Source organism: Streptomyces sp. NPDC028308 (assembly GCF_055565855.1).
In genome coordinates, this window is record NZ_JBVHTO010000009.1 from 249,981 (window position 1) to 271,324 (window position 21,344).

23 protein-coding genes are annotated in these 21,344 nt (G+C 72.7%); 19 read left to right on the forward strand and 4 right to left on the reverse strand.

What is annotated here, in order from left to right; all coding sequences use genetic code 11:
• Positions 1-58 precede the first annotated feature (58 nt).
• Both rplQ and truA read left to right on the forward strand, forming a co-directional pair.
• Positions 59-580, forward strand: a complete 522-nt coding sequence (gene rplQ, locus ACZ4VA_RS22205) for a 50S ribosomal protein L17 (protein WP_355780856.1) — start codon at positions 59-61, stop codon at positions 578-580.
• A 91-nt stretch (positions 581-671) separates the two neighbouring features.
• On the forward strand, positions 672-1,535 hold the full coding sequence (gene truA, locus ACZ4VA_RS22210; protein WP_355780858.1) for a tRNA pseudouridine(38-40) synthase TruA: 864 nt from the start codon (positions 672-674) through the stop codon (positions 1,533-1,535).
• A 15-nt stretch (positions 1,536-1,550) separates the two neighbouring features.
• On the opposite strand, the gene ACZ4VA_RS22215 is transcribed toward truA, so the two are convergent.
• Complete coding sequence (locus ACZ4VA_RS22215) at positions 1,551-2,417, reverse strand: hypothetical protein (RefSeq protein WP_355780861.1); 867 nt, start codon at positions 2,415-2,417, stop codon at positions 1,551-1,553.
• Between the two features lie 74 nt (positions 2,418-2,491).
• Between ACZ4VA_RS22215 and ACZ4VA_RS22220 the strand changes: the two genes are divergently transcribed.
• The 4 genes from ACZ4VA_RS22220 to glmM all read left to right on the forward strand — a co-directional run bounded on the left by ACZ4VA_RS22220 (position 2,492) and on the right by glmM (position 6,563).
• The gene (locus ACZ4VA_RS22220) at positions 2,492-3,703 is read left to right on the forward strand and encodes a glycosyltransferase 87 family protein (RefSeq protein WP_355780864.1); all 1,212 of its coding nucleotides are present in this window, start codon (positions 2,492-2,494) and stop codon (positions 3,701-3,703) included.
• A gap of 269 nt (positions 3,704-3,972) precedes the next feature.
• Complete coding sequence (rplM, locus tag ACZ4VA_RS22225) at positions 3,973-4,416, forward strand: 50S ribosomal protein L13 (RefSeq protein ID WP_010986363.1); 444 nt, start codon at positions 3,973-3,975, stop codon at positions 4,414-4,416.
• 42 nt (positions 4,417-4,458) lie between these two features.
• The gene (gene rpsI, locus ACZ4VA_RS22230) at positions 4,459-4,980 is read left to right on the forward strand and encodes a 30S ribosomal protein S9 (protein ID WP_355780867.1); all 522 of its coding nucleotides are present in this window, start codon (positions 4,459-4,461) and stop codon (positions 4,978-4,980) included.
• Between the two features lie 224 nt (positions 4,981-5,204).
• A complete protein-coding gene (gene glmM / locus ACZ4VA_RS22235) occupies positions 5,205-6,563 on the forward strand; it encodes a phosphoglucosamine mutase (RefSeq protein WP_356167248.1) in 1,359 nt (452 codons plus the stop codon).
• A gap of 261 nt (positions 6,564-6,824) precedes the next feature.
• Here glmM and ACZ4VA_RS22240 read toward each other — a convergent pair whose 3' ends face one another.
• Both ACZ4VA_RS22240 and coaA read right to left on the reverse strand, forming a co-directional pair.
• Positions 6,825-7,769 (reverse strand): DUF389 domain-containing protein, encoded by a 945-nt coding sequence (locus ACZ4VA_RS22240; RefSeq protein ID WP_355792246.1) that lies wholly within the window; start codon positions 7,767-7,769, stop codon positions 6,825-6,827.
• Positions 7,770-7,785: 16 nt separating this feature from the next.
• Positions 7,786-8,775: a type I pantothenate kinase gene (gene coaA, locus ACZ4VA_RS22245; protein ID WP_355792249.1), complete on the reverse strand. Its 990-nt coding sequence runs from the start codon at positions 8,773-8,775 to the stop codon at positions 7,786-7,788.
• A 169-nt stretch (positions 8,776-8,944) separates the two neighbouring features.
• On the opposite strand from coaA, the gene ACZ4VA_RS22250 reads away from it, so the two are divergent.
• The 8 genes from ACZ4VA_RS22250 (at position 8,945) to ACZ4VA_RS22285 (ending at position 16,790) form a co-directional block, all read left to right on the forward strand.
• The gene (locus ACZ4VA_RS22250; protein ID WP_355792251.1) at positions 8,945-9,178 is read left to right on the forward strand and encodes a hypothetical protein; all 234 of its coding nucleotides are present in this window, start codon (positions 8,945-8,947) and stop codon (positions 9,176-9,178) included.
• Positions 9,179-9,256: 78 nt separating this feature from the next.
• Entirely contained in the window at positions 9,257-11,104 is a 1,848-nt protein-coding gene (gene glmS, locus ACZ4VA_RS22255) for a glutamine--fructose-6-phosphate transaminase (isomerizing) (RefSeq protein WP_389391168.1), read from the forward strand.
• Positions 11,105-11,153: 49 nt separating this feature from the next.
• Positions 11,154-11,525 (forward strand): holo-ACP synthase, encoded by a 372-nt coding sequence (locus ACZ4VA_RS22260; protein WP_356169981.1) that lies wholly within the window; start codon positions 11,154-11,156, stop codon positions 11,523-11,525.
• Positions 11,526-11,588: 63 nt separating this feature from the next.
• Positions 11,589-13,019 carry an NAD(P)H-hydrate dehydratase gene (locus ACZ4VA_RS22265; RefSeq protein ID WP_355788821.1) on the forward strand — a complete coding sequence of 477 codons (1,431 nt, stop codon included), beginning with the start codon at positions 11,589-11,591 and terminating at the stop codon, positions 13,017-13,019.
• 326 nt (positions 13,020-13,345) lie between these two features.
• A complete protein-coding gene (alr, locus tag ACZ4VA_RS22270; protein ID WP_468082413.1) occupies positions 13,346-14,497 on the forward strand; it encodes an alanine racemase in 1,152 nt (383 codons plus the stop codon).
• A 218-nt stretch (positions 14,498-14,715) separates the two neighbouring features.
• Entirely contained in the window at positions 14,716-15,963 is a 1,248-nt protein-coding gene (locus tag ACZ4VA_RS22275; RefSeq protein WP_355785351.1) for an alpha/beta fold hydrolase, read from the forward strand.
• The gene (tsaE, locus tag ACZ4VA_RS22280; RefSeq protein ID WP_355785348.1) at positions 15,929-16,462 is read left to right on the forward strand and encodes a tRNA (adenosine(37)-N6)-threonylcarbamoyltransferase complex ATPase subunit type 1 TsaE; all 534 of its coding nucleotides are present in this window, start codon (positions 15,929-15,931) and stop codon (positions 16,460-16,462) included. Before ACZ4VA_RS22275 ends, tsaE begins: the two co-directional genes overlap by 35 nt.
• A 160-nt stretch (positions 16,463-16,622) precedes the next feature.
• Positions 16,623-16,790 carry a hypothetical protein gene (locus ACZ4VA_RS22285; protein ID WP_356169988.1) on the forward strand — a complete coding sequence of 56 codons (168 nt, stop codon included), beginning with the start codon at positions 16,623-16,625 and terminating at the stop codon, positions 16,788-16,790.
• A 42-nt stretch (positions 16,791-16,832) separates the two neighbouring features.
• Here the strand turns inward: ACZ4VA_RS22285 and ACZ4VA_RS22290 are convergent, their stop codons facing one another.
• Positions 16,833-17,387 carry a L,D-transpeptidase gene (locus ACZ4VA_RS22290; RefSeq protein ID WP_355787120.1) on the reverse strand — a complete coding sequence of 185 codons (555 nt, stop codon included), beginning with the start codon at positions 17,385-17,387 and terminating at the stop codon, positions 16,833-16,835.
• Positions 17,388-17,509: 122 nt separating this feature from the next.
• Between ACZ4VA_RS22290 and tsaB the strand changes: the two genes are divergently transcribed.
• From tsaB to ACZ4VA_RS22315, 5 genes are all read left to right on the forward strand, one after another.
• The gene (gene tsaB / locus ACZ4VA_RS22295; protein WP_355787117.1) at positions 17,510-18,163 is read left to right on the forward strand and encodes a tRNA (adenosine(37)-N6)-threonylcarbamoyltransferase complex dimerization subunit type 1 TsaB; all 654 of its coding nucleotides are present in this window, start codon (positions 17,510-17,512) and stop codon (positions 18,161-18,163) included.
• Between the two features lie 17 nt (positions 18,164-18,180).
• Positions 18,181-18,687, forward strand: a complete 507-nt coding sequence (gene rimI, locus ACZ4VA_RS22300) for a ribosomal protein S18-alanine N-acetyltransferase (protein ID WP_355787125.1) — start codon at positions 18,181-18,183, stop codon at positions 18,685-18,687.
• Complete coding sequence (gene tsaD / locus ACZ4VA_RS22305; RefSeq protein ID WP_389391171.1) at positions 18,680-19,786, forward strand: tRNA (adenosine(37)-N6)-threonylcarbamoyltransferase complex transferase subunit TsaD; 1,107 nt, start codon at positions 18,680-18,682, stop codon at positions 19,784-19,786. Before rimI ends, tsaD begins: the two co-directional genes overlap by 8 nt.
• Complete coding sequence (locus ACZ4VA_RS22310) at positions 19,783-20,046, forward strand: hypothetical protein (RefSeq protein WP_355787111.1); 264 nt, start codon at positions 19,783-19,785, stop codon at positions 20,044-20,046. The genes tsaD and ACZ4VA_RS22310 overlap by 4 nt, the downstream gene beginning before the upstream one ends.
• Before the next feature lie 135 nt (positions 20,047-20,181).
• Positions 20,182-21,237, forward strand: a complete 1,056-nt coding sequence (locus tag ACZ4VA_RS22315) for a LacI family DNA-binding transcriptional regulator (protein ID WP_356169992.1) — start codon at positions 20,182-20,184, stop codon at positions 21,235-21,237.
• The last annotated feature ends 107 nt before the right edge of the window (positions 21,238-21,344 follow it).

Here is a 21,344-nt window from a genome sequence, read left to right on the forward strand (position 1 = left end):
GCTCGGACACTGACCTCGGTACCTGATACGGCCGGGGCAGACACCTAGGAGAAACACCATGCCGAAGCCCACCAAGGGTGCCCGTCTGGGCGGCAGCGCCGCGCACGAGAAGCTGCTCCTCGCGAACCTCGCGAAGTCGCTCTTCGAGCACGGCCGCATCACCACGACCGAGGCGAAGGCCCGCCGCCTGCGCCCGTACGCGGAGCGTCTGGTCACCAAGGCGAAGAAGGGCGACCTTCACAACCGCCGTCAGGTGCTCCAGGTCATCACGGACAAGAGCGTCGTCCACACGCTCTTCACCGAGATCGGCCCGCGCTACGAGAACCGCCCGGGTGGCTACACCCGTATCACCAAGATCGGTAACCGCCGTGGCGACAACGCGCCCATGGCCGTCATCGAGCTGGTGGAGGCCCTGACCGTGGCCCAGCAGGCCACCGGTGAGGCCGAGGCGGCCACGAAGCGGTCCGCCAAGGACGCCGAGGCTCCGGCCAAGGCCGAGGAGACCAAGACCGAGGACGCCAAGGTCGAGGACGCCAAGCCGGCCGACGAGGCCGCCGCCGAGGAGTCCAAGGACGCCTGAGGCTCTGCCTGGCTGTGAGCGGGTCCGTCCCTTCGGGGGCGGGCCCGCTTCCCTGTGTCCGGACGGAATCCGGTCCTGAGAGGATCAGCGAGTGAGTGACGAAGTACAGCCCGGGTTCGTACGGGTGCGGCTGGACCTGTCGTACGACGGCAGCGCCTTCTCCGGCTGGGCCAAGCAGGCCAGCGGCCGGCGGACCGTCCAGGGCGAGATCGAGGACGCCCTGCGCACGGTCACGCGGTCGGGGGAGACCACGTACGAGCTGACCGTGGCCGGGCGCACGGACGCCGGGGTGCACGCCCGCGGTCAGGTGGCGCACGTCGACCTGCCCGGGGAGCTGTGGGAGGAGCACCGCGAGAAGCTCCTCAAGCGGCTCGCGGGGCGGCTGTCCAAGGACGTGCGGGTGTGGTCCCTTACCGAGGCGCCGAGCGGCTTCAACGCCCGTTTCTCGGCGATCTGGCGGCGCTACGCGTACCGCGTCACGGACAACCCCGGAGGCGTCGACCCGCTGCTGCGGGGACACGTGCTGTGGCACGACTGGCCGCTGGACGTCGACGCCATGAACGAGGCCGCCGCCCGGCTCGTCGGTGAGCACGACTTCGCCGCCTACTGCAAGAAGCGGGAGGGTGCGACCACCATCCGCACGCTGCAGCAGCTGAGCCTGGTGCGGGGCGACGACGGGGTCATCACGGCGACCGTCCGGGCCGACGCGTTCTGCCACAACATGGTGCGCTCGCTGATCGGGGCGCTGCTGTTCGTGGGGGACGGGCACCGCGGGCCCGAGTGGCCGGGGAAGGTGCTGGCGGCCGGGGTGCGCGACTCCGCCGTGCACGTCGTACGGCCGCACGGGCTGACGCTGGAGGAGGTCGGCTACCCGGCCGACGAGCTGCTGGCCGCGCGCAGCAAGGAGGCACGCAACCGGCGCACGCTCCCTGGAGCCGGCGCCGGCTGCTGCTGAACTCCCGGCGTCCCGCTACTGGTTGGCCGCCGCGGACGCCTGTGCCTCACCGCGGCGCCGGATCTGGCGGAACGTGAACTCGGCGAGGTCGTCACCGGTCGTGAAGACCTTGGCGTCCTTCGTCGTCACGTCCTTGCCGTCGGTGAACCCGGCGAGGGTGAAGTAGGCGTAGCGGCCGAAGGAGTTGGTGGTGGAGCGGCAGATCGCCGTGCGGCAGAACGTGGGGACGCCCTGGCCGGACAGGGAGGCGACGATGCTCTTCTTGTCCGCGTCGGTCTTGGCCTTGGCGGCCTGCGCCTCGGTGTCGAAGACGGCGACCCCGACGGTCACCGCGACGCCGTCCTTGGCGTAGGTGACCCGCAGGAGGCGCGTGCATTTGTTCTTGGTGAGCACCGCGGGGAGCGTGCTCTGGGCGGCGGACGCGCAGTCGGTCGTGGAGGCGGTCGGGCCCTTGCGGTAGACGCGCTCGCCCATCGTCAGCTGCGAGCCGGGGAAGAGGATGTCCGGGCTGAGCGGCGCGGTGTCCTTCTTGGCGCTGGATATGAAGTCCTTCGGATCCAGCGGGGGAGGGGCCGAGGTCGGCTCGAACGAGGGCGTCGGGTCCGCGGTGCCGCTCGGGATGTCCGCGGTGGCGGGCAGCCCGCTGGGCGACTGGGAGGCCCGGCTGTCGCCGTCCGAGGAGACGATGGCCACCGCGACCGCGGCGCCCACCGCGACGGTGGCCAGCGCCGCGCCGCCGACGAGCAGCAGCCTGCGGCGTCGGTTGCGCGACTCGGACGCCTCGGCGAGTGCGGCCCAGTCCGGCGTCGAGCTGTCCCACTGCGGCTGCTGAGAACCCGGTTTCCAGGGATCCCACGGGGGCTCCCCCTGCCCATAACTCATGGGCCGCATCTTAGACGTGCCGCACGGGGTGCCGGTCCGCCCCGAAGGGCACTTGAGCCCCTAGCGTGATCTGAATGCACACGGGCAAAAGTGACATCTCCGGGTGGTTGGTGCGTCGGGCGTCCTGGCACGCGTGGCCGGTGCTCGCGGCGGTCCTCGGTGCCGGCGTGCTGGGGGTCGCGCGCCGGAGGGCGGACGGCGGGATGGACAACGCCATCGTCGTACGGGCCGCGCGCGCCTGGCTGGACGGCGGCTCGCCGTACGACGACCCGCACTTCCTCTATCTGCCGAGCGCGGTCCTCGCCGCGGTGCCGCAGGCACTGCTCCCGGCGTACGTGCTGAAGGTGCTGGTCCCGCTGGTGGTGACGGCGCTGCTGGTGGCGGGGTGGGCGTGTGCCCTGCGGATCCACGGGGTGCCGTGGCGCAGCCGCTTCGCCGTGCTCGGTCTGACGGCGCTCGCGATGGGCTTCGCGCCGTTCGGGCACCTGGTGCGGCTCGGGAACTGGACCGTGACGGCGGCCGCGGCGCTGCCGCTGGCGTTGCTGTGCGCGGTGCGCGGGCGGTGGGTCGCGGCGGGTGCCGTGATCGGGGCCGCGGTCGCGCTGAAACCGCTGCTCGCGCCGGTGGCCCTGCTGTTCGTCTTCGCCGGGAGGTGGCGGGCGCTGGCCGCGGCCGTGCTGGTGCCGGCGGCGGTCTCCGGCGGGGCGGCGCTGCTGATGCCGGACCCGGCGGGCTTCTTCACGCGGACGCTGCCGTTCCTGCTGCGCGGGGGCGACGACTTCGTACGGCTCTACGAGGCGTCGCCCGGGGCGGTGCTGCCGCGGCTCGGGGTGCCGGCCGGAGCGGCGGCGCTGCTGGGGCTGGCGGCGGCTGGCTGCGGCACCTGGTGCGCGTACCGGCGGTGGCGGCTCGGTGATCCGGGGCCGCTGCGGGTGGTGGAGACGGCGGTGCTGCTGATGCTGTCGGCGTTCCTGGTCTCGCGGCCGTCCTACGACCACTATCTGCTGGTCGTGGTGCCGCTGCTGCTGGCCGGGGCGCTGTCGGCCGGGTCGGTGGCGCGCGGGCCCTGGTTCTGGCTCGCGCTGGTGCCGCAGGTCCCCGGCGTCGGCTGGCCGGGCCTGGAGCCGGTGACCAGGCGGGCCTTCAAGGACTGTCTTACGCTGTGCGTACTGGCCGCTTCGGTGGCCGTGCGGCCCGGGGTCCTCCCACGGACCGTCCCCCGGCGCCCGGCGCCACGGGTCGTCCCGGCCCGCCCCGCGGGGCGGGAGGACTGTGCGCAGCGGTAGCGTCATAGTGGCCGGCACGGTCGCGGCGACAGCCGCCGGACGGGTGGTGCACGCGCGTTTTGACCCGTCCGGGGCAGGACGGTACTCTTGCAGTTCGTTATGTGTATTGGCTTGCTCATTCTCACGTGAGGGGCCCTTACACCGGTCCACCGGGCCGATGACCAGCGACCAGCACGCGGTTTGCGTCACCGCAGTGCGGTCAGGGCTGTCGTGATCGTCCGTGGTGGCCATGTCAGGACCCACTCACTGAAGAAGCGAAGGCTACGACCGTGCGTACGTACAGCCCCAAGCCCGGCGACATCACTCGCCAGTGGTACGTCATCGACGCCCAGGATGTCGTCCTGGGTCGTCTGGCGACCACCGCCGCGAACATCCTGCGGGGCAAGCACAAGCCGATCTATGCGCCCCACGTCGACGCTGGTGACTTCGTCATCATCATCAACGCCGACAAGGTGCACCTCTCCGGCAACAAGAAGACCCAGAAGCTGGCGTACCGCCACTCCGGTTACCCGGGTGGTCTGCGCTCCGTCCGTTACGACGAGCTGCTGGCGAAGAACCCCGAGAAGGCCGTCGAGAAGGCCATCAAGGGCATGATCCCCAAGAACACCCTGGGCCGTCAGGTGCTCTCGAAGCTGAAGGTCTACTCGGGCGACCAGCACCCCCACGCTGCCCAGCAGCCGGTGCCGTTCGAGATCACCCAGGTCGCGCAGTAGTTCCGGCCACCCCCTAAGACTGAAGAGAATCTGAGGAGAATCGTGGCCGAGACCACTGTTGAGCAGCCGGTCGAAGAGACTGAGCTCGTCGACGTCGAGAACTACACCACCGAGTCCGAGGTCCCCGTCGAGGGCGAGTACACCTCCGAGTCGATGGCGTCCCGCTTCGGTGACCCCCAGCCGGCCGCCGGCCTGGGCCGCCGCAAGAACGCCATCGCGCGTGTGCGCATCGTGCCGGGCAGCGGCAAGTGGAAGGTCAACGGGCGCACGCTCGAGGACTACTTCCCGAACAAGGTCCACCAGCAGGAAGTCAACGAGCCCTTCAAGGTGCTCGAGCTCGACGGCCGCTACGACGTCATCGCCCGTATCTCGGGTGGCGGCGTCTCCGGTCAGGCCGGTGCCCTGCGCCTCGGCGTGGCCCGCGCGCTGAACGAGGCGGACGTGGACAACAACCGCCCGGCGCTGAAGAAGGCCGGTTACCTCAAGCGTGACGACCGTGCGGTCGAGCGCAAGAAGGCCGGTCTCAAGAAGGCCCGTAAGGCCCCGCAGTACAGCAAGCGTTAATCGCTGCCTGCTTCGTACGTTCGTTCGCCCCGGCGGCACGCTGTGTGCCGCCGGGGCGTTCGTTTATCACAGCCGTGGGCGTATAACGGCATAAGGCGTTCAAAGCATTGGCTGCTCGGATGCTTATAGAAGCCTCATACGGCTTCCTTTACTTTCTGAGTCCTCGTCAGGGTCGAGGCCTCGGACGGTTTCTTCGGGATTTCCGATAGTTCGGAGGACAGCAAGTGGGACGACTCTTCGGCACGGACGGCGTGCGCGGTGTCGCCAATGCGGATCTGACGGCCGAGTTGGCACTCGGTCTCTCCGTCGCGGCGGCTCACGTACTGGCCGAGGCGGGTACGTTCGAGGGCCACCGGCCGGTGGCGATCGTCGGGCGGGATCCGCGCGCGTCCGGGGAGTTCCTGGAGGCCGCCGTGGTCGCGGGCCTGGCCAGCGCGGGCGTGGACGTCCTGCGGGTCGGTGTGCTGCCCACCCCCGCGGTGGCGTATCTCACCGGCGCGCTCGGCGCCGACCTCGGCGTGATGCTCTCGGCGAGCCACAACGCGATGCCCGACAACGGCGTCAAGTTCTTCGCCCGGGGCGGGCACAAACTCGCCGACGAGCTGGAGGACCGGATCGAGGCCGTCTACGAGGAGCACCGCACCGGCGCTCCCTGGGACCGCCCGACCGGAGCCGGCGTCGGCCGGGTGTCCTCGTACGAGGAGGGCTTCGACAAGTACGTCGCCCACCTGATCAACGTGCTGCCGAACCGGCTCGACGGGCTGAAGGTCGTCCTCGACGAGGCGCACGGCGCCGCGGCCCGGGTGTCGCCGGAGGCGTTCACGCGCGCCGGCGCTGAGATCGTCACGATCGGCGCGGAGCCGGACGGCCTCAACATCAACGACGGCTGCGGCTCCACCCACCTGGACCTGCTGAAGGCCGCCGTCGTCGAGCACGGCGCCCACCTCGGCATCGCGCACGACGGCGACGCCGACCGCTGCCTCGCCGTGGACCACACCGGCGCCGAGGTGGACGGCGACCAGATCCTGGCCGTGCTCGCGCTCGCGATGCGGGAGCGCTCGGCGTTGCGGTCCGACACCGTTGTCGCGACGGTCATGTCGAACCTGGGCTTCAAGCTCGCCATGGAGCGCGAGGGGGTCTCCCTGGTGCAGACGGCGGTCGGTGACCGCTACGTCCTGGAGGAGATGAAGGAGCACGACTACGCGCTGGGCGGCGAGCAGTCGGGCCACGTCATCATCCTCGACCACGCCACCACCGGCGACGGCACGCTGACCGGCCTGCTGCTGGCGGCCCGCGTCGCGGAGACCGGCCGTACGCTCCGGGACCTCGCGTCCGTCATGGAGCGGCTGCCGCAGGTGCTCATCAACGTGCCGGACGTCGACAAGTCCCGCGTCCAGACCTCCGCAGAGCTGGCCGCCGCCGTCGCCGAGGCCGAGCGCGAACTCGGCTCCACCGGGCGGGTGCTGCTCCGCTCGTCCGGCACCGAGCCGCTGGTGCGCGTGATGGTCGAGGCCGCCGACATCGACCATGCCCGGTCCGTCGCCGGACGCCTCGCCGACGCGGTGAAGTCCGCGCTCGGCTAGGGCCTGTCGTTTGGATCAGGCCGGTGTCGCGGGGTCTGGCACGCACATCTGCGGCGTTGTCGTCGGTCGCCGACTCCCCCACTCTCGGCTCCGCTCGAGCGGGGGGACCCCCATCGCTTCGACTCCCTCCTCCGCCTTGCAGCTGCACGCACCAGACCCCGCTCGGGTCGGCCGGGACGAACCGTCTGTCACGGCCGACCTGATCCAAACGACAGGCCCTAGGCCGGACACGGCCTGGGGACGACGGCTCGGGACGACCGCTCAGCCGATCGTCGCCGGCTCCCGCTCGCGCTGCCTGGCCCAGAACCACTTCTGGGCCAGCAGCGTGAGGGTCCCGGCCACGACGATGCCGAGCAGGTTCAGCAGCAGCTGCTCCGTCGAGCCCCAGGTCTGGCCGGTGTCGCCGTAGCTCAGCGCCACGGCCGCGTTCGCCGCCGCCGGGACCGTCGTCACGGAGATGGCGACGCCGACCAGGGCGCCCGACTTCGCGGACGTCAGCGAGAGCGTGCCGGCCGCACCGGCGAGGACCGCCACGACGAAGGAGAACCAGTCGGGGGCGTACACGAAGCCCGTGTTGGGCCGCTTGCCCTCCAACTGGGCCTCGGTGAACAGGCCGACGGCGTCCATGAAGTGGCTGAAGCCCACCGTCACCGCCATCGCCACCGCGAACCCGACCAGCAGCGCGACCAGGGAACGCAGCGCCAGCCGCGGGCTGCGCTGCACGACCGAGGTGCAGATGCCGGCCAGCGGCCCGAACTCCGGGCCCACCGCCATGGCGCCCACAATGAGGATCGCGTTGTCCAGCACGACACCGCAGGCCGCGATCATCGTCGCCAGCGTGATGAACGCGACATAGGTGACCGACAGCGTCGACTCCTCGTGCGTCGCGTCGGTCAGGTGCTCCCACAGCACCGCGTCGGCGCCCTCGCCCGGAGCCTCGTCCTCGGCCTTGTCGGCGCGCTTGGACAGCGACAGGTCGATGTTCTCCACCGCGATGGAACCGGTCCGGTCGAGGCCGAGCCCCTGGAGCGCGCTGAGCAGTCCGTCACCGGCCTCGCGCGCCACGTCGCACAGCACCACGTCCCCGGCGGGGTTGCGCGCGGCACCCGGCAGGACGACGACGTGCGTGGTGCCGACCGTCCGCTCGATGAGCCGGACCACCTCGTCGGTCGTGTCGGAGGGCGTGATCAGGCGCAGATGCAGCATGGCGGCAGCGTAACGGTCAGAGTTTTCGCAGACTCAGGCGCTGCACCTTGTGGTCCGGGCCCTTGCGGACGACGAGGGTGGCGCGGCCCCGCGTGGGCGCCACGTTCTCCAGCAGGTTGGGCTTGTTGATGGTCCGCCAGGTCGTGCGGGCGTAGTCGAGCGCCTCCTCCTCCGAGACCTGGGTGTACTTGCGGAAGTACGAGGAGGGGTTCTGGAAGGCGGTAGCGCGCAGCTTGCGGAAGCGGTTGAGGTACCAGCGCTCGATGTCCTCGGCCCGCGCGTCCACGTACACGCTGAAGTCGAAGTAGTCGGCGAGGCCGACGCGGGTGCGGCCGTCCTTGCCGGGCAGGGCGGGCTGGAGCACGTTCAGGCCCTCGACGATGAGGATGTCGGGACGGCGGACGGTCAGCTTCTGGTCCGGCACGATGTCGTAGATGAGGTGCGAGTAGACGGGCGCGGTGACCTCGGCCTTGCCGGCCTTGATGTCGGCGACGAAGCGGGTCAGGGCGCGCCGGTCGTAGGACTCCGGGAAGCCCTTGCGGGACATCAGGCCGCGCGCCTCCAGGTCCTTCGTCGGGAGCAGGAACCCGTCCGTGGTCACCAGCTCGACGCGCGGGTGCTCCGGCCAGCGGGACAGCAGGGCCTGCAGGAGACGGGCCACCGTGGACTTGCCGACCGCGACGGAACCCGCGACGCCTATGACGAAGGGCGTGCCGGACTGGGAGCCCTGCTCGCCGAGGAACGTGTTGAGGGCGCCGCGCAGCCCGTCGGTGGCCCCGACGTACAGGTTGAGGAGCCGGGACAGCGGGAGGTAGATGTCCCGTACCTCGTCGAGGTCGATGACGTCGCCCAGACCGCGCAGCTTCTCGACCTCCTCGGCGTTCAGCGGGAGCGGCGTCTTCTCACGCAGCACGCTCCACTCGGCACGGGTGAGGTCGACGTAGGGAGTCGCCTCCGGCCTGGGCCGGTGGGCGCTCCGTGGCGGCGCGGGGACCGGAGAGATCACAGTCCATTGTTACGGGGATTTGAACGGGGCGTGAGGTGGGATCCGTCACGCACTCCCGGGTGACAGCCCGTCCCAGGTCTGGACCGGAGCCCTCCGCGGGGATAGGTTCCCGCCATCCGGGAGGCAGAGCCGCCCTCCGGAAGCGCGGGGGTTGGGAGTGGCGATCGCCATGCACATCCGTGATTTCGTACGCCGCAGGACGCCCGCCACCGAGGCCGCGCCCGCCGATCTCGCCGGCCGCGTGTGGAGCGAACTGGCCGTCGACCTGCCCGACGAGGACCTGGGCGAGGACCTCGACGACTGTCTGGCCCTCTACGAGCTGGGCAGCAAGCCGCGCTGCGAGGAGGTCGAGTACCTGGGGATGGTCCAGGACGCGATCGAGCGGATCGAGCGCGGGGACTGAGCCGCCCGGGGCCGCAATCTCCGATATCGGGCACGCGCTGCCGGGCCGGGACGAGGACGGGCCCTTAGGCTGCCAGCCATGTGCGGAATCGTGGGATACGTGGGGTCGCAGTCGGCACTCGATGTGGTGGTGGCCGGCCTGAAGCGGCTGGAGTACCGGGGATACGACTCGGCGGGCGTCGCCGTGCTCGCGGACGGCGGCCTCGCCGCCGCCAAGCGGGCCGGGAAGCTGGTCAACCTGGAGAAGGAGCTGGTCGACCGGCCGCTGCCGAGCGGCTCGACCGGCATCGGGCACACCCGCTGGGCCACGCACGGCGGCCCCACGGACGCGAACGCCCACCCTCACCTGGACAACGCCGGCCGCGTCGCGGTCGTGCACAACGGCATCATCGAGAACTTCGCCGCGCTGCGCGCCGAGCTGGCCGAGCGCGGACACGACCTGACCTCGGAGACGGACACCGAGGTGGTGGCGCACCTGCTCGCCGAGGAGTTCTCCTCGTGCGCCGACCTCGCGGAGGCGATGCGGCTGGTGTGCCGCCGTCTGGAGGGCGCCTTCACCCTGGTCGCGGTGCACGCCGACGAGCCGGACGTGGTCGTCGGGGCGCGCCGGAACTCGCCCCTCGTGGTGGGCGTGGGGGAGGGCGAGGCGTTCCTCGCCTCCGACGTCGCCGCGTTCATCGCCCACACCCGGTCGGCGATCGAGCTGGGCCAGGACCAGGTGGTGGAGCTGCGCCGGGACGGGGTGACGGTCACCGGCTTCGACGGCAGGACCGCCGACGTGCGCTCCTACCACGTCGACTGGGACGCCTCGGCGGCCGAGAAGGGCGGCTACGACTACTTCATGCTCAAGGAGATCGCCGAGCAGCCCAAGGCGGTCGCCGACACCCTGCTGGGGCGCATCGACGGCTCCGGTTCGTTGTCGCTGGACGAGGTGCGGATCCCCGCTTCGGTGCTGCGCGAGATCGACAAGGTCGTCATCGTGGCCTGCGGTACGGCCTTCCACGCGGGCATGATCGCCAAGTACGCAATCGAGCACTGGACGCGGGTCCCCTGCGAGGTGGAGCTGGCCAGCGAGTTCCGCTACCGCGACCCGATCCTCGACCCCCGTTCCCTAGTGATCGCCATCTCGCAGTCCGGCGAGACCATGGACACCCTGATGGCACTGCGGCACGCCCGTGAGCAGGGCTCCCGTGTGCTGGCGATCTGCAACACCAACGGGTCGACGATCCCGCGGGAGTCGGACGCGGTGCTCTACACGCACGCCGGCCCCGAGGTCGCCGTCGCCTCCACGAAGGCGTTCCTCACCCAGCTGGTGGCCTGCTACCTGGTGGCGCTGTACCTCGGCCAGGTGCGCGGCACCAAGTGGGGCGACGAGATCCGCGCGGTGGTCCGGGACCTGGCGGAGATCTCCCGTTCGGTGGAACGGGTGCTGGAGACCATGGAGCCGGTGCGGGAACTGGCCCGCTCGCTCGCCGACAAGGACACGGTGCTGTTCCTCGGCCGGCACGTCGGGTATCCCGTGGCACTCGAAGGCGCCCTCAAGCTGAAGGAACTTGCGTACATGCACGCCGAGGGCTTCGCGGCGGGCGAGCTGAAGCACGGGCCGATCGCGCTGATCGAGGAGGACCTGCCGGTCGTCGTGGTCGTCCCCTCGCCGCGCGGCCGCTCGGTCCTGCACGACAAGATCGTCTCCAACATCCAGGAGATCCGGGCGCGGGGAGCGCGCACGATCGTGATCGCCGAGGAGGGCGACGAGGCCGTGGTGCCGTACGCGGACCATCTGATCCGCGTCCCGGTCACGCCGACCCTGCTCCAGCCGCTGGTGACGACCGTCCCGCTCCAGGTGTTCGCCTGCGAGCTGGCCACCGCCCGCGGCAACGAGGTCGACCAGCCCCGCAACCTCGCCAAGTCCGTGACGGTGGAGTGAGGCGGGGCCCCCGGGCGGTGCCGGTGCCCCGCGCCTTAGGGTGCGGGGCATGAGCATCATCGGGGTCGGCATCGACGTGGCCGAGATCGACCGGTTCCGGGTGTCGCTGGAGCGAACGCCCGGACTGGCCGAACGGCTCTTCCTGGAACGGGAACTGCTCCTGCCGAGCGGTGAGCGCCGGGGCATCGCGTCCCTCGCGGCGCGCTTCGCGGCGAAGGAGGCGCTCGCCAAGGCGCTGGGCGCCCCGGCGGGCCTGCACTGGACGGACGCCGAGGTCTACGTCGAGGACAGCGGCCGGCCGCGGCTGCGGGTGACCGGGACGGTGGCGGCGCGGGCGGCCGAACTGGGCGTCAGTTCCTGGCACGTGTCGCTGAGTCACGACGCCGGGGTGGCGTCGGCGGTGGTGGTGGCGGAGGGCTGACCGGCCCGCCCGGCCGGGCGGGGCAGGGGCGCGGGGGCGACGGGGGTACGGGACACTCGACGTATGCGTACTGCGTACAGCGTGGAGACCGTGCGGACCGCTGAACGGGAGCTGATGGCGCGGCTCCCCGAAGGAGCGTTGATGCGGCGCGCGGCGGCCGGACTCGCCGCCGCCTGCGCCCAGTTGCTGGGACGGGTGTACGGCAGCCGGATCGTGCTGCTGGTCGGGAGCGGGGACAACGGCGGGGACGCCCTGTACGCGGGGGCCCGGCTGGCCCGGCGTGGCGCCGGTGTCACCGCGGTGCTGACGGCACCCGGACGCACCCATGCGGAAGGGCTGGCCGCGCTGCGGCGCGCGGGCGGCGGCACGGTCGCCCCCGGTGCCGCCGAACCGCTGATCCGGCGGGCCGACCTGGTGGTCGACGGCATCGTCGGGATCGGCGGCCGGGGCGGTCTGCGGGACGAGGCCGCCGTGCTGGCCGAACACGCGGCGAGATCCCGGGCGGCCGTCGTCGCCGTGGACCTGCCGAGCGGGGTCGAGGCCGACACCGGCGAGCTGTCCGGGGCGGCCGTGCGCGCCGACCTGACGGTGACCTTCGGGACCCACAAGCCCGCTCTGCTGGTCGATCCGGCGCGCGAGTACGCCGGTTCCGTACGCCTCGTCGACATCGGGCTCGACCTGCCGGTGGCGCCCGAACTGGAGGCGTTGCAGCACGCGGACGTGGCGGCCCTGCTGCCCTCGCCCTCCGCGGAGAGCGACAAGTACCGGCGCGGGGTGGTCGGCGTCGCCGCCGGGTCCGCGCGCTATCCGGGCGCCGCCGTGCTCGCCGTGGCCGGTGCGCTGCGGGGCGGCGCGGGGGCGGTGCGGTACGTCGGGGCGGCCGGGGACGCCGTGATCGCCCGGTTCCCCGAGACGCTGGTGTCCGACCGGGGGCCCCGGCAGGCCGGGCGGGTCCAGGCGTGGGTGGTGGGACCCGGCGCCGGGGACGACGCGTCCGCGGTGGCCGAGGTGCTCGCGGCGGACGTGCCCGTGCTGGTCGACGCGGACGGGCTGCGGCTCGCCGACCGCGAGGCCGTACGCGGGCGTACCGCGCCCACCCTGCTGACCCCGCACGCCGGGGAGGCCGCCGCGCTGCTCGGCGTCGCCCGCGAGGAGGTCGAGCGGTCCCGGCTGACCTCGGTGCGGGAACTCGCGGGGCTCTACGGGGCGACGGTGCTGCTCAAGGGGTCGACGACGCTGGTCGCCGACGCGGCGGGCGGGGCGGTGCGGGTGAACGCGACGGGGACGTCGTGGCTGGCCACCGCCGGGAGCGGGGACGTGTTGTCGGGGCTGGCCGGGTCGTTGCTCGCGTCGGGGCTCTCCGCGGTGGACGCGGGGAGTGTCGCCGCGTATCTGCACGGGCTGGCGGGGAGGTTCGCCTCCGGTGGGGCTCCCGCGGGGGCGCACGATGTCGCCGACGCGATTCCGGACGCGTGGCGGGACGTACGGGGCTAGCCGCCCGCCTTGTCGGGGTTTGCGTTCCACCGGGGTGGGTGAGGGTGCCCCGGGGTGGGCGAAAGTGCCCCGGGGTGGGCGTGTTCCCCCGGTGAACAGGGGCCGGGGCAGGGGTGTTTCGCCTCCTCCGCCCCTTCCCGTCCCGTTCCCGGGGGCTGCGGCCCCCGGACCCCCCTTCGCGCTGCGCCCTCGTCCTCAAACGCCGGACGGGCTGACATCAGCCCTCCGGGCTCTTGGCATAAACGCCGGAAGGGCTGAGATGCCCGCCCGTACCCCGACGGGGCTGCGGGAGGGGTGGGGGTCGGCTCTGAGACACTGGGGGCGCCATGACTGAGACAGCACATCTGCGCGCCCGCGCCGAGATCGACCTGGCCGCACTGAGGGCCAACGTGCGGACCCTGCGCGCCCACGCGCCCGGCGCGGCCCTGATGGCCGTCGTGAAATCGGACGCGTACGGCCACGGGGCGGTGCGGTGTGCCCGGGCCGCGACCGAGGCGGGGGCCACCTGGCTCGGCACCGCCACGCCCGAGGAGGCGCTGGCGCTGCGCGCGGCCGGTCTCGACGGGCGCATCATGTGCTGGCTGTGGACTCCCGGCGGGCCCTGGCGGCAGGCGGTGGAGGCCGGGCTGGACGTGTCGGTGAGCGCGATGTGGGCGTTGCGGGAGGTCGTCGAGGCCGCCCGGGACGCGGGTGCCGCCGCGCGGGTGCAGCTGAAGGCCGACACGGGCCTCGGCCGGAACGGCTGCCAGCCCGCCGACTGGCCCGAGCTGGTCGCCGAGGCGCTGCGGGCCGAGCGGGAGGGCCTCGTCCGGATCACCGGGCTCTGGTCCCACTTCGCCTGCGCCGACGAACCGGGCCACCCCTCGATCGAGGCCCAGCTCACGCGTTTCCGCGAGATGGTGGCGTACGCGGAGGAGCGGGGAGCGACCCCCGAGGTGCGGCACCTCGCCAACTCGCCGGCGACGCTGACGCTGCCCGAGAGCCACTTCGACCTCGTACGCACCGGGATCGCGGTGTACGGGATCTCGCCGAGCCCGGAGATCGGTACGCCCGCCGACTTCGGGCTGCGTCCGGTGATGACGCTCAGCGCGTCGCTCGCGCTCGTGAAGCACGTACCGGGCGGCCACGGCGTCAGCTACGGCCACCACTACGTCACCCCGGGCGAGACGACCCTCGGCCTCGTGCCGGTCGGCTACGCGGACGGCATCCCGCGCCACGCCTCGGGCACCGGTCCCGTGCTGGTCGGCGGGAAGTGGCGGACGGTCGCGGGCCGGGTCGCGATGGACCAGTTCGTCGTCGACCTCGGCGGGGACGAGCCGCCGGCCGGTGCCGAGGCGGTGCTGTTCGGCCCGGGCGACCGCGGTGAACCGACCGCCGAGGACTGGGCGCAGGCGGCAGGCACCATCGCGTACGAGATCGTCACGCGCATCGGAACCCGCGTCCCGCGCGTCCATACGGGAGAAGGACCGAGCAGCTGACGCCGCCGGCCGGGGAACCGGGCGGCGGCGACAAATGAACAAGGTGAAGTCCCGGCAGCGCGGGTAACCGGCATACGGTGACGGTCACCTGCGCAGGACAACAGGACATGGCCCGCCCGACGGCGCCCGCGCCCCGGGTGCCGGCGCCGACGGCGGCACCCGACCATCCGGACCCGGCCCTGGACGACAGCCGGCATGCCGGCGAAGAGGAGCGGTACGTGAGCGAGAGCAGTGCGGAGGCAGTCGCGGACGCCGCCGTGGCGGCCGCCGCCTCCGCCGCCGGTACCGCGGGGAACTGGCGCAGGGCCGGTTTCGCCGGGGCCGCGATAGGCGTGGTCGCCGCGGGCGCCGCCGCTGGTGTCGCGATCGAGCGGCTCACCGTCGGCCGCGGCATGCGCAGGAAGGCCCGGCTCGCGCTCGACTCCACGGGTCCCTACGGCTCGCTGCGCGGCACCCCGGGCAAGGCGTACGCCGACGACGGCACCGAGCTGTACTACGAGGTGGACGAGGTCGAGAGCGACGCCTCGCTCAGCCCGCGGCGCCGCCGTCTCTTCGGCCGCAAGGCCCCCGCGCCCGTCACCGTCGTCTTCAGCCACGGCTACTGCCTCAACCAGGACTCCTGGCACTTCCAGCGGGCCGCGCTGCGCGGTGTGGTGCGCACCGTGCACTGGGACCAGCGCAGCCACGGCCGGTCCGGGCGCGGCGCCGCCCAGGTGCGGGACGGGCAGCCGGTCACGATCGACCAGCTCGGCCACGACCTGAAGGCCGTCATCGACGCGGCCGCCCCCGAGGGCCCGATCGTGCTGGTCGGCCACTCCATGGGCGGCATGACCGTGATGGCGCTCGCCGACCAGTACCCCGACCTGATCCGCGACCGCGTCGTCGCCGTGGCGCTGGTCGGTACGTCGTCGGGGCGGCTCGGCGAGGTCAACTTCGGGCTGCCGGTCGCGGGCGTCAACGCGGTGCGGCGTGTCCTGCCCGGGGTGCTGAAGGCGCTGGGGCAGCGGGCGGAGCTGGTGGAGAAGGGGCGGCGGGCCACGGCCGACCTGTTCGCGGGCGTCATCAAGCGGTACTCGTTCGCGTCCCGGGAGGTGGACCCGGCGATCGAGCGGTTCGCCGAGCGGATGATCGAGGGCACGCCGATCGACGTGGTCGCCGAGTTCTACCCGGCGTTCACCGAGCACGACAAGACCGAGGCCCTCGTGCACTTCGCGGGGCTGCCCGTGCTGGTGCTGGCCGGGGTGGGCGACCTGGTGACCCCGAGCGAGCACAGCGAGGCCATCGCGGACCTGCTGCCGGAGGCCGAACTGGTCCTCGTGCCGGACGCCGGGCACCTCGTGATGCTGGAGCATCCGGAGGTCGTCATAGACCGCCTCGCGGACCTCCTCGTGCGCGCGGGAGCGGTACCCGCAGGGGCTACCGTGGGTGGCTATGGAAGCACCAGCAGCACCGCACAGCCCGGCTGAGCCCGCCGCGGGGGGCGTCAGCGTCCGGATCACCGTCACCTCCCCCGAACAGATGCAGGAGCTGGGCCGCCGCATGGCCGGGCTGCTGCGCGCCGGTGACCTCGTCATGCTGAACGGCGAGCTCGGCGCGGGCAAGACCACGCTGACCCGCGGGCTCGGCGAGGGCCTCGGCGTCCGGGGCGCGGTCACCTCCCCGACCTTCGTCATCGCCCGCGTCCACCCGTCCCTCGGCGACGGGCCGCCGCTGGTGCACGTGGACGCGTACCGGCTCGGCGGCGGGCTGGACGAGATGGAGGACCTCGATCTCGACGTGTCGCTGTCCGACTCGCTGATCGTCGTGGAGTGGGGCGAGGGCAAGGTCGAGGAGCTGACCGACGACCGGCTGCACGTGGTGATCCACCGTGCCGTCGGCGACACCACGGACGAGGTCCGGCACGTCACGCTGACCGGGCTCGGCGGGCGCTGGGCGACGGCGGATCTGGGCGTGCTCGCGCTCTGACGGAGCCTTGCCGGGGCCGTCGCGGGCGATGAGGACGGGAACGTTCCGACAGGACGTCGGCAACATGTTGCACAGGGCGTCCCGGCCGTGGTCACATGGACACCAGATCGTGGTTAGGTCTACCTAACCACGCCCGCCCCCGCGGCCCCAGGAGGCGTCCATGCCGACTTCAGAACGAGACGAGGCACTGCCGCGCGTGCCAGCCGCCGTGTCCGTGCGGGACCTGCTGGCCTCGCGCGCGGCGGCCGACGCGGTGTCCACCCCGCCTCCCGCGCCCGCGCCGCCCCGCGCCGAGCCCGCCGAGGTACGGCGCCCGGAAGCCGCCTGACCTCCGGGCCCGGCCCGCCGGGAAGGGCCGCCGCACATGCGGCTACTTGATGACGACGACCTTCTGGCCGATGGTCGCGAAGTCCCACATGGCGTCGGCGTCCTCGCGGGACTCGCGGATGCCGCCGGTCTTCGCGGCCGACGACGGCCTGGCCGTGGACCCGCTGACGGCCGCGCTGAACCCGATGGCGACGCCCTGGTTGGAGGCGAAGCGGACCACGTGCTCGATCGGCGTGCCGTCGGAGCCCGTCACGGCGTTCGACCGGGACGTGACCGTGTAGGTGGCGGGGAGCGGGTCGACCGCGCTGGGCGTGACCTTGAAGGTGCGCCTGACCTTGTCGCCCGCGCCGACGAGCCAGACCCGGTCGTCGTCGATCGAGTAGACGACCCGCTCGCCGGTGCCGGACCGGGCGGGCAGCGCCGCCGGGTTCTTCTTGTCCCTGGGCGCCTTCGACGTGGTGGCCGAGGGCGACTTGGCCGCGTGCGGTTTCCCCAGCGTGTCCGGCACGTTGGCCGACGCCTGGTAGGCGAGGAATCCGACTGCGGCGACGGCCGCCGCGGTGAGCCCGGCCACGAATCCCGAGCTGCTCCTAGCCACCTTGTGTGCCCACCTCTCGTACCACGTACCTGCCCTGTACGTCCTTTGAAGTGACGGTAGCAGCAGGGGCGCGGCTGACCGGGGCGGCCGTGCCCCGGTCCCCGGCGCCGTAGGCTGTTTGCGTGCTCTTGCTCGCTCTGGATACCGCCACCCCCGCCGTCACCGTCGCCCTGCACGACGGGACGTCCGTCGTCGCCTCGTCGAGCCAGGTGGACGCACGACGGCACGGGGAACTGCTGCTGCCCGCCGTCGACCGGGTCCTCGCCGAGGCGGGTACCGGGCTCGACTCCGTCACCGGCGTCGTCGTCGGTGTGGGCCCCGGCCCCTACACGGGACTGCGGGTGGGCCTGATGACCGCCGACACCTTCGGACTCGCCCTCGGCGTCCCGGTGCACGGCCTGTGCACCCTCGACGGGCTCGCCTACGCCTCCGGCCTCGACGAGCCCTTCGTCGTGGCCACGGACGCGCGCCGCAAAGAGGTCTACTGGGCGCGGTACGCCGACGCCCGGACGCGCGTGAGCGAACCCGCCGTGGACCGGCCCGCCGAGATCGCGGAGGCGGTCGCGGGGCTGCCCGCCGTGGGCGCCGGGGCGCTGCTCTACCCCGACGCCTTCCCGGTGGCCCGCGAACCCGAGCACGTCGCCGCGGCGGCGCTGGCCGCGCTCGCCGCGGAGCGGCTCGCCGCGGGGGAGGAACTGCTCGCCCCCCGACCGCTGTACCTGCGCCGCCCGGACGCCCAGGTGCCCAAGAACTACAAGGTGGTCACCCCGAAGTGACCGCGGAGCTGCGCGAGATGCGCTGGTGGGACATCGATCCCGTACTGGAGCTGGAGAAGGACCTCTTCCCCGACGACGCCTGGTCGCGGGGGATGTTCTGGTCCGAGCTGGCCCACTCCCGCGGCCCCGAGGCCACCCGGCGCTACGTCGTCGCGGTCGAGGGGGAGCGGCTCGTCGGATACGCGGGACTGGCCGCCGCCGGGGACCTGGGTGACGTGCAGACCATCGCGGTCACCCGCGACCAGTGGGGAACCGGCCTCGGCGCACGGCTGCTCACCGAGCTGCTGCGGGCCGCGACCGCCTTCGAGTGCGCCGAGGTCATGCTCGAGTGCCGAGTCGACAACGTCCGGGCGCAGAAGCTCTACGAGCGCTTCGGCTTCGAGGCCATCGGGTTCCGGCGCGGCTACTACCAGCCGGGGAACGTCGACGCCCTGGTGATGCGGCTGAACACGGCCTCCGACGGCGGCCCCGCCGCCGGCCCGACCTCCGTACAAGGAACACAAGGAACCGAGATCAATGGCTGACGCGCGCGACGAACCCCTCGTCCTCGGCATCGAGACCTCCTGCGACGAGACCGGCGTCGGCATCGTCCGCGGCACCACCCTGCTCGCGGACGCGGTCGCCTCCAGCGTCGACGAGCACGCCCGTTTCGGCGGGGTCGTGCCGGAGGTCGCCTCCCGCGCCCACCTCGAAGCGATGGTGCCCACCATCCAGCGGGCGCTGAAGGACGCGGGCGTGACGGCGAAGGACCTGGACGGGATCGCCGTGACCGCGGGGCCCGGCCTCGCGGGCGCCCTGCTCGTCGGGGTCTCGGCGGCGAAGGCGTACGCCTACGCGCTCGGCAAGCCGCTGTACGGCGTGAACCACCTGGCGTCCCACATCTGCGTGGACCAGCTGGAGCACGGCGCGCTGCCCGAGCCGACGATGGCGCTGCTGGTGTCCGGCGGCCACTCCTCGCTGCTGCTGTCCACGGACATCACCTCCGACGTACGGCCGATGGGCGCGACCATCGACGACGCGGCGGGCGAGGCCTTCGACAAGATCGCCCGCGTGCTGAACCTGGGCTTCCCGGGCGGCCCGGTCATCGACCGGTACGCCAAGGAGGGCGACCCGGCCGCGATCGCGTTCCCGCGCGGTCTCACCGGCCCGCGCGACCCGGCGTACGACTTCTCCTTCTCCGGTCTCAAGACCGCCGTGGCCCGCTGGATCGAGGCGAAGCGGGCTGCGGGGGAGGAGGTTCCGGTGCGCGACGTGGCGGCGTCCTTCCAGGAGGCGGTCGTGGACGTGCTGACGCGCAAGGCCGTCCGTGCCTGCAAGGACCAGGGCGTCGACCACCTGATGATCGGCGGCGGGGTGGCCGCCAACTCGCGGCTGCGCGTGCTGGCGCAGGAGCGCTGCGAGGCGGCCGGGATCCGGCTGCGGGTCCCGCGGCCCAAGCTGTGCACGGACAACGGCGCCATGGTGGCCGCGCTCGGCGCGGAGATGGTCGCCCGCAACCGGGCGCCCTCCGACTGGGACCTGTCGGCGGACTCCTCGCTGCCGGTGACGGACCCGCACGTGCCGGGCAGCTCCCACTCGCACGACCACATGCACGAGACGGACGGGGAGAACCTGTACTCGTGACCGTGGCGCTGATGTGGGAGGCCCGTGCCGTCGCCGGACGCGGCGAGGACCTGCTCGCCTGGGTGCGGGCGCGGCGGCCGGCCGAGCGGCCCCTGCGCCAGGAGGTCCTGCGGGCGCCGCAGGACCGGGTGCTGGTGATCACGTGGTGGGACGCGGCGTACGACGCCGTGCTCCCGGAACTGCCCGAGCCGCCCGGTGACCTGGTCGCCCGGGCGGTGCACCGCTGGCGGTTCGAGTCGGTCCCCGAAGCCTCCTCCTAGACCCTCGGCAGTTCCGTCGCGGGCCCCTCGGCCGGACCCGTGCGCGAATGTTTCGGTCGTGTCGCCGAATGTTACGGGAACGTGAGCCGGTCAGGGGGGTCCGTCCGACGGGGCCGCGGGGATACGATCGCGGCCATGAAACCCGTGAAGAGCCCTGAGTCGCAGTCCGCGACGCTCGCTGAGATCGCCCGCGAGGCCGGCGTGTCGGCTCCGACTGTTTCGAAGGTGCTCAACGGGCGGGCCGACGTCGCCCCGGCGACCCGCACCCGCGTCGAGGAACTGCTGCGCGCGTACGGCTACCGGCGCCGCCGGGCCGAGGCGGGCCGCTCGCCCCTCATCGACCTGGTCTTCCACGAGCTGGAGAGCGCCTGGGCCATGGAGGTCATCCGGGGCGTCGAGAACGTCGCGCGGGACGCGGGCCTCAGCGTCGTCCTCTCCGAGAGCGCGGGCCGGCTCACCCCCGGCCGGTCCTGGGCCGACCAGGTCGCCGCCCGCCGGCCGCACGGCGTGATCCTCGTCCTGTCCGGCCTGGACGAGTCGCAGCGGGCGCTGCTCACCAGCCGCTCCATCCCCTTCGTCGTGATGGACCCGGCGGGCGACCCGGGCGCCGACGTGCCCTCCATCGGCGCCACCAACTGGCAGGGCGGCCTGGCCGCGACCCGGCATCTGGTCGAGCTCGGGCACACCCGGATCGGCGCGATCAGCGGGCCCTCGCGGATGATGTGCAGCCGCGCCCGGGTCGACGGCTACCGCGCCGCGCTGGAGACGGCGGGGCTGCCCGTCGACCCGGCGCTGATCCGGGCCGGCGACTTCCACCACGAGACCGGCTACCGCGCCGGCCTCGAACTGCTGCGCTCGCCCGACAGCCCGACGGCCGTCTTCGCGGGCAACGACCTCCAGGCCCTCGGCCTGTACGAGGCCGCGCGCGAGCTGGGACTGCGCATCCCGGAGGACCTGAGCGTCGTAGGGTTCGACGACCTGCCGGTGGCCCGCTGGGTCGGCCCGCCCCTGACGACGGTCCGGCAGCCGCTCACCGAGATGGCGGAGGCGGCGGCCAGACTGGTGCTGGAGCTGGGCCGCGAGGAGGAGTCGTCGGCTGCGACCCGGGTGGAACTGGCCACGAGTCTGGTGGTGCGCAGCAGTACGGCCCCGCCCCCGAGCGGCGAGCGGCCCGCGGAGTCCGCGGGCTGAAGGCTGCCCGTCCGCGCGGGCGAGCGGACGGCGGCCGACAGGGCCGAACAGCGGGAACTCCCGACGCTCGTCCCGCGAGCCCGAAGAACTTCCGCGAGCATGTAGAG